Source organism: Roseibium sp., assembly GCF_025698965.1.
Classification (GTDB): domain Bacteria; phylum Pseudomonadota; class Alphaproteobacteria; order Rhizobiales; family Stappiaceae; genus Roseibium.
In genome coordinates, this window is sequence record NZ_JAILWL010000384.1 from 1 (window position 1) to 6,415 (window position 6,415).

Genomic DNA, 6,415 nt, shown 5'->3' on the forward strand with positions numbered 1-6,415 from the left:
CTGATTGATAGATGGAAACAAAAGGGGCGATCTCAGACGCTGGAAAACCCTGCTTCTCTCGCTTTTACCGGCAAAATGATGATCTTCAGATCTGCAGGCAGGGCGTTCTTCAGACGGTTTTTTGAAAAAGAAAACCGGTAACTGCGATTGGGAAACGCTGTTACCGGCGAGTGGGGACTGGAGCACACATGACCACAGATGTGAGCACACGCTCACACCTCAGAGGTTTGGGAGGAAAACCTCAGACTGTTTCGGCCTTTGCAGCCTCAACGTTCGGCTGACCGACCATGAGCGGAGTGATTTTCGTCCGCAGCACCATGTCGAGATCATCCGACCCGTCTTCAAGCGCCTGGAGAGCCATGTCCAGGCAATAGGAGCAGAAGGTACGGCCGTCCTTGTCTGCTTCCTTTTTGGTATAGCGAATCATACGTTTGATCGCTTCGACCGCAGGTTCTTGTTCAACCACCTTGCGATCTGGTTTGCTGACTGTCTTAGACATTATACTACCCACCAGTATTAAAATTACCGTTTGCAGCGAAGCTGCCATAACCATCCACCACCAGCATGCTGTTGCAGCGTGAAATGAGCGTGATAAGGTGTTGTTGTGTTTCAGGTTGTATGGCATTCGCGGTTGTGAAAGGCCACTTCTGAATATGTGCGTCTCGAATACGGGGAATTGATGGCAAACGCTTCTTGCTTCGCTAGTCTGGGGCGCCCACTGCTCTTGAGCAAAATCCAGGAGCCAGTGGCGGTTAAGACCCGGAAAGCCTTGGCCATTATGGGTTATTTGAGCCGCATGGGAGGTTTGAATGCGCCCAGAGAGGCGCTTGCCGACCTGCTTTGGAGCAGCGCGGACCGACCAAAAGCCATGCAATCTCTGCGACAGGCCCTGCGTCAACTAAAGACTGCCGAGCAGGAAGCCGGTTTTGACGTCGTCCAATCCTCGGGTGGACATGTTCAGCTCGACCAGAGTGTGTTTTCATCTGATTTCATGCAGCTTCTGGCCTTGTTGGAACGAGGTCGGACTGATGATTTCCGGGAGGCAGAAGAGCTTTGGCGCGGAGATTTTCTGACAGGTTATGAGGATATCGATCCTGAATTCTCCGACTGGTTAAGGGTCGAGCGGGAAAGGGTGCGGTCCGAAGTAACCGGCGCAGCCTTGCGGCATCTCAATCAGATATCAATCGAGGATGGCGGCGTCAGAGTGGAAGCTGGCGGGCGTTTCCTTTTGAAAATCGACCCGGCGCTGGAAGCTGCCCATCGGGTTCTGATTCGGCTCTACATGAAACTGGGTCAGAAGGAACGCGCCGAACAACAGCTGAAAACCTGCGAACGGGAGATGAAACTCCACCTGGATGCGGAACCAAACCAGGAAACGCGGGATCTGTTGCTTGGCGACAGCAATGGGCAACAAAGCAAAAAGTTTGGTTCAGGAGAACGCGAAGACCCAACAATAGAAGTGCGCAGAAACAACGAAGACGCTGTATCCTTGCCAGAAGTCACTATCTTGTCTTCGTCTTTGGTGAAGAAGGGCCTTAACGACGCGATTCACTTGCGAGAAGAAGTCGTATCCGGTCTTTCCTCGTTTCGTTCCTTCGATCTCTATCAAGCTGAATACTTCGGTGAAGAAAATGCCCCTAAACCCACGTTGATCGAAGGGCATGAACTCGGGACATACCTCCTTCGGTTCACGCATGATGAGAGAACGGGGAAAGTCGTCGTCCAATTCGAAGACCGAAGCAATGGACGGATTATTTTCAATGAAATTATCGACCCCTCAATGTGGAACAGTACCGCGTCTGCAGGGAGTCAGATCGTAAGCCGCATACACACATACTCGACAGGCAGGCTAAGAAACCCTTCGAATTCATCTGTTTTCGCGCGTTGGTGCCAAGCTGAAGCGTTGTTGTGGGATTTTACTCCGCAGTCAGACGAAAAAGCGATGCGGATCTTGGATGAACTGGAACAATCCAGCAGCTATTTTTCAATGACGTATGCTGGAAAGGCATCCATCATTATGAAGCAGGAGTTGCATTTTCCACTAAGTGATAAAACGATCTCAAATGGCATGAGTAGTCTTCTCGATCTCGCTGAAAAAGCAATTGTCCTGGATCCCTGGCAGGCTACGAATCAACGAGTCTACGGGTGGGCTCTGATTCTCTCCAACATGCCGGAAGATGCAAAAAGAGCCTTTCGAAATGCCAGTCGTCTTAGTACGGCCGATCCGTCTAATTTGATGTCCGTTGCAGAAGGACTGGCATTTTCAGGAAACGTGGATGAAGCGCGAGCAACCGCTGAAAAGGCTTTTTCACTTCTGTCGTTTGTTCCGAGAGTTTTTTATGAATACCTGGCGAACATTTTTTTCGCGGCCGAGGATTATGAAAGTGCAATATCCCAAATTGAGCGTGGAGCTGGTGTCGGCGTTAGCGGTCTTACTACACGCGTCGCAGCTTTGATTTGCTCTGGTCGGGAAGAGGAAGCGGAGCAGATTTTGCAACGTTACAGTGAGCATCGTATGTCTCTGCTGAGCAGCTCTCCGCTAGGTGCAGATGATCCAGAAATCTGGCGAGAGAAAATCAACTTTTTCCAGGACAAAAATGCGCGTGAAAAATTCGATAGAGGCGCTGCGTATGTCCAAAGATTTTTGTTCAATGGGCCGCGTTCAATTTAGTGCAAACATTTGCGATAGATTCGTCAAATAGGCAGAATTCGAATTTTCAAGTTTTTGGTCGTTCAAACGGTAGGGAAGGGCAACGGCCTTGGGATGTTTGTTTTGATCCACGATTTCAAAATCGACTAACGCGGTCGTTTGTTTTGGCAAACCGATGTCGGACAGAAATTTAGCCGGATTTTCTCGAAGCAAGTTCAAAAAATCTTTGTCGAGTGCCGCTTTGGCAAGGAGCTCACCAAGAGCTCTCACGTTGCTTTGATGAAATGGAAACCTGGCCATAACATAGCTCCTTCTCAAGAACCGCCCGAGACCAACGCACGGGCGGTTCTTTGGTTGTCTATTTCAGTTACTCAGGAACGCTGTCATACAGGCAGTTTCCAAGAGCAGCCTTGCCGAGTTCTTCGAAGTAGGCTTCGTCGCCCGCGGCAACGCGATCTGCGTCGACATTCGCCGGAACAATCAGATGCACCAGGTCAGCAGTGTCAGCGTAGATGGTCACATCGGAGCTCACACCGATTTCGCTCAGGACTTCGGTCGGATTTTCAATGAGCTGTTCCCGTGAAGTCGTGTCCTGGATGATCGCGCCAAGTTTTGCGCCGATTTCCAGTTCGGATTTTGAAGTCGTGCTGGCGTGCATTGTTTGCCTCCAGAAGTTAAGGTTGCGACAAAATTTAGCTGGTGGGTGGATGGTCACGCGGCTAAACTAGAAATAAGTCAAACTTTAGTAAAAACTTAGAATTTTCTAGTGTATACTATTGATTGACTGCTTTCGAGGCAAAGATTGATCGATTTGACGGTCTTTAACAATAGTAAAACGCATAATAAACGAAGCATACAATTGCAGGGTGTGTGTGAGTATTTTGCAGTTACTTTAAATGGGGCATGTGACAGGTGGTGGGAATATGACGGTCTCAGAGGAAAGAGACGGTAAAGTGTCTTTGTCCGGTCGAATTATGAACGACCTTATGCGCGTTGGCCTGCTAGTGCCTGGGGCCGACGAAACAGCTCATTGGCCGGAAATGGCTGATGGGGACCTGTCGCTGTTTCTGCCCCTGCTGACATCCTTCGACATAAGACTTGTTCCTATGACACGTGCGGATTGCCCGCTGTTTTTCTGCACCGGTCTGCTGAAACCAATTCGCCCTCAAGATGAAGCCGGTGGGGCCGAAGTTGGTCCAATTCCCGCAGGTGGGCAGGCCGGGACAGCTAGAAATGCAGCTCTTGGTTGTTTGGGTGAACTTGCGGAACGTATAAGCCTTTGGACGATGGGGCGGTATGATACGCGTATTGTTGCAAGGCAGCAAACACAATCACAGGTAGAATTGGGGGAGGTGCTCGGACTGAGTGATTTGCAGGCGCTTAACGTTGCGCGTCATCTGCAGTTCAATGGCTCTACTGACAATGACGGCGTGCCGGAATGGGGATCGCTGTCCAACAGCCGCATAAATGTTCGATCTCTGGCGGACGGGCGATTGGCGCAACTGCCAAGTGTCGGAGTATTGTTTCGGGAAATGGAGTTGGAAACAGGGAGCGAAATTTCCTTCGCATCCAGCGTTGGTTGTGCGGTTTGGCGGGATCTGAAGGGCGCGCGGGAGCGTGCGTTTCTGGAGCTTGTCGAACGGGATGCAGTTGCGCAAAGCTGGTACAACCGCCTGGGGATAACTCGGTTGAGTGGAGGCCTTCTAAGTGAAATCCTCCCCGGTCAACTAATGGATTTTTTAATCGCGTTGGACCGTCATTGGGAGGTGTTTGCCGTCCAGACAGATCTGGATGTTCATGTTGTCATGGCGATGTCCTGGACAGCTGGTGGCAGGAGAACTGCCTTCGGATCATCCGCGGGTTGGGACATTGCCTCCGCATGCCATGGCGCCATTGAGGAAATGCTTCAGTCGGAGAACGCCTTGCACCTGATGGACAAAGCGTATCCCGTGACTGGTCAGGCTTCAATTGATGGTGTGGGGCTACCCAGACACCTCGCATATGCAAGAAACAAGTCAATTCTGGAGGATCTGCCAATAGAAGCAGCGTTGCCTGCGGACGAGACCCTATGTCAAAGAGACTTTTCCTATGACGGTCTTCTGCAAAGTTGCCTGGACAGGAAATTTGAAATCTGGGAGTTTGACGCGACGCGACCGGATCTGAAAATTCCCTGCGTCAAACTGCTTTCGCCGGACCTGTGCAGCTGGGAACCTCGCTTCGGCAAACAGCGCCTCTATACCGGTGTAGTTGAACGCGGGTTGCGTCCAGAACCTGCGAGGGAAGAAGAGTTTTCCAGTCGCCCATTTCCCTTTTAAAACAAACAAATTACGACCCATTTGACAGGGTGCTGCAACCAAGATAATAAAATATGACCTTTGCACTCAGGTTATGAGTGCCGGGTGTCCGGATGACGACTGGGTCGTCCGATCTCTGGAAGAAACTCAGGGCGAGGCAGGGCTTCGCCCATTTTTCTTTCCAGGGTGCCAAGCAACCCGCCGTTCAACGAACGACAGGACGGCCGTCTTCATAGGGACGTGCCAGCGTCATCACCCAGAAATTCCGCCACTTTCCGTTATTCCGGTTAGTCCGTGCAATCCCGACGCGAGTGACATAGGGATTTAAGAGGTTTTTGTTGTGACCGTCCGACCCCTGCCAACCACGGAACGCTGCTGAAAGATCAGCGTATCCGGCCCCAAGATTCTCAGCGCCTGCGTAATTTGCGTACCGTGCCTTGTCGAGCCTTTGCGACAGTCCAAACGCGCTGTGCGCCCAAGTGTCCATACTGTCGCGTTCAGCGATATGACGGGCCATTTTTTGTGATACCTCATCCAATGTCGGGTCGTGCAGGAGTTCCGCCAGACCGTTCTTTTTGCGATAGGCATTTATCATTGAGAGCATCTGGGCCTTGTCGACCGGCTGATTTGTCAGCACCGTTGCTTCTTCCAAGTCACCGCTGCCTGGCACAACGCTGCAGGATGCCACCATCCAAGCCAGTAGGACAATGGAAACTGCTTTCAAGAATTTCAGCAGGTGCGTAACAGATCGCATCAGTTTTCGTCTCCCGGCCAGACAACGCCCTCATCAGCAAAAAAGTGGTGAGGTCCCGGAAAATTTTCCACGTAAGCCATATGCGTCACAATCCCGGTTTTGCCGGAGTGAAAGTGAAGGAAATAGGCAGCAGGTTCGAAGTTGAACAGGGCCGGTCCGTTTTCGGTCAGATCGAGAACGACCTGATGACCGGTGCTCGGGGCCAGGGTCATGACTTTGCCGGCGAAACTTGCAATGATTGGTCTGTGCAGATGACCGCAGATCAGTCGTTCGACGTGATGGTGAGGTGCGACGACGTCAGCCAGCGCATCCGCGTCGAGAAGACCCATATTGTCCATGTGAACAATACCGGACAACGCGGGAGGGTGATGCAGAGCGATAATCGTCGGTTTGATTGTTTCGCTTAGCGTCGACTGAAGCCAGGCAAGTTGCTCTGGGCCCAACTCTCCCTGAGGGCTTCCCGGAATATGCGTGTCGAGTGCGATCAGTCGCACGCTTCCAACATCGGCTGCGTAGCAAATCTTGCCGTTCCTGGTCTCATTGATGCCAGGGAAATCGGACATTTCACGCCGCATTCCCTCGCTGCTGTCATGATTGCCTGGAAGGAGATAGACAGGCATTTCAAGTCGAGACAACAATTCTCTTGCAACCGCATATTCACGCGGGTCGCTGCGATCTGTCAGGTCTCCGGTAATGACCAGAGCATCCGGTCTCGGG

At 51.5% G+C, this 6,415-nt stretch carries 7 protein-coding genes; 2 read left to right on the forward strand and 5 right to left on the reverse strand.

Annotation, left to right across the window (positions count from 1 at the left end):
- Positions 1 to 241: 241 nt before the first annotated feature.
- The gene (locus K5905_RS24565; RefSeq protein WP_297588961.1) at positions 242 to 499 is read right to left on the reverse strand and encodes a hypothetical protein; all 258 of its coding nucleotides are present in this window, start codon (positions 497 to 499) and stop codon (positions 242 to 244) included.
- 225 nt (positions 500 to 724) lie between these two features.
- Here K5905_RS24565 and K5905_RS24570 point away from each other — a divergent pair, with 225 nt between their 5' ends.
- Entirely contained in the window at positions 725 to 2,671 is a 1,947-nt protein-coding gene (locus K5905_RS24570; RefSeq protein WP_297588964.1) for a BTAD domain-containing putative transcriptional regulator, read from the forward strand.
- Here the strand turns inward: K5905_RS24570 and K5905_RS24575 are convergent.
- The gene (locus K5905_RS24575) at positions 2,663 to 2,950 is read right to left on the reverse strand and encodes a hypothetical protein (protein ID WP_297588966.1); all 288 of its coding nucleotides are present in this window, start codon (positions 2,948 to 2,950) and stop codon (positions 2,663 to 2,665) included. The genes K5905_RS24570 and K5905_RS24575 overlap by 9 nt on opposite strands.
- A gap of 67 nt (positions 2,951 to 3,017) precedes the next feature.
- A complete protein-coding gene (locus tag K5905_RS24580; RefSeq protein WP_297588969.1) occupies positions 3,018 to 3,308 on the reverse strand; it encodes a hypothetical protein in 291 nt (96 codons plus the stop codon).
- Between the two features lie 328 nt (positions 3,309 to 3,636).
- On the opposite strand from K5905_RS24580, the gene K5905_RS24585 reads away from it, so the two are divergent.
- Positions 3,637 to 4,965, forward strand: coding sequence for a YcaO-like family protein (locus K5905_RS24585; protein WP_297588971.1), 1,329 nt, complete (start codon positions 3,637 to 3,639; stop codon positions 4,963 to 4,965).
- A 184-nt stretch (positions 4,966 to 5,149) separates the two neighbouring features.
- On the opposite strand, the gene K5905_RS24590 is transcribed toward K5905_RS24585, so the two are convergent.
- Together K5905_RS24590 and K5905_RS24595 are read right to left on the reverse strand one after the other, a co-directional pair.
- Positions 5,150 to 5,698, reverse strand: a complete 549-nt coding sequence (locus K5905_RS24590) for a CAP domain-containing protein (protein WP_297588976.1) — start codon at positions 5,696 to 5,698, stop codon at positions 5,150 to 5,152.
- Positions 5,698 to 6,415 (reverse strand): phosphodiesterase (locus K5905_RS24595; protein WP_297588979.1); only part of this gene is annotated, 718 nt, incomplete at its 5' end. The genes K5905_RS24590 and K5905_RS24595, both read right to left, overlap by 1 nt.

What these genes read in the sequence shown, in the direction of transcription:
- K5905_RS24585 (WP_297588971.1), top strand. Translation starts at nt 3,637, where the DNA reads ATGCGCGTTGGCCTGCTAGTGCCTGGGGCCGACGAAACAGCTCATTGG.
- K5905_RS24590 (WP_297588976.1), bottom strand. Translation starts at nt 5,698, where the DNA reads ATGCGATCTGTTACGCACCTGCTGAAATTCTTGAAAGCAGTTTCCATT.
- K5905_RS24580 (WP_297588969.1), bottom strand. Translation starts at nt 3,308, where the DNA reads ATGCACGCCAGCACGACTTCAAAATCCGAACTGGAAATCGGCGCAAAA.
- K5905_RS24565 (WP_297588961.1), bottom strand. Translation starts at nt 499, where the DNA reads ATGTCTAAGACAGTCAGCAAACCAGATCGCAAGGTGGTTGAACAAGAA.
- K5905_RS24575 (WP_297588966.1), bottom strand. Translation starts at nt 2,950, where the DNA reads ATGGCCAGGTTTCCATTTCATCAAAGCAACGTGAGAGCTCTTGGTGAG.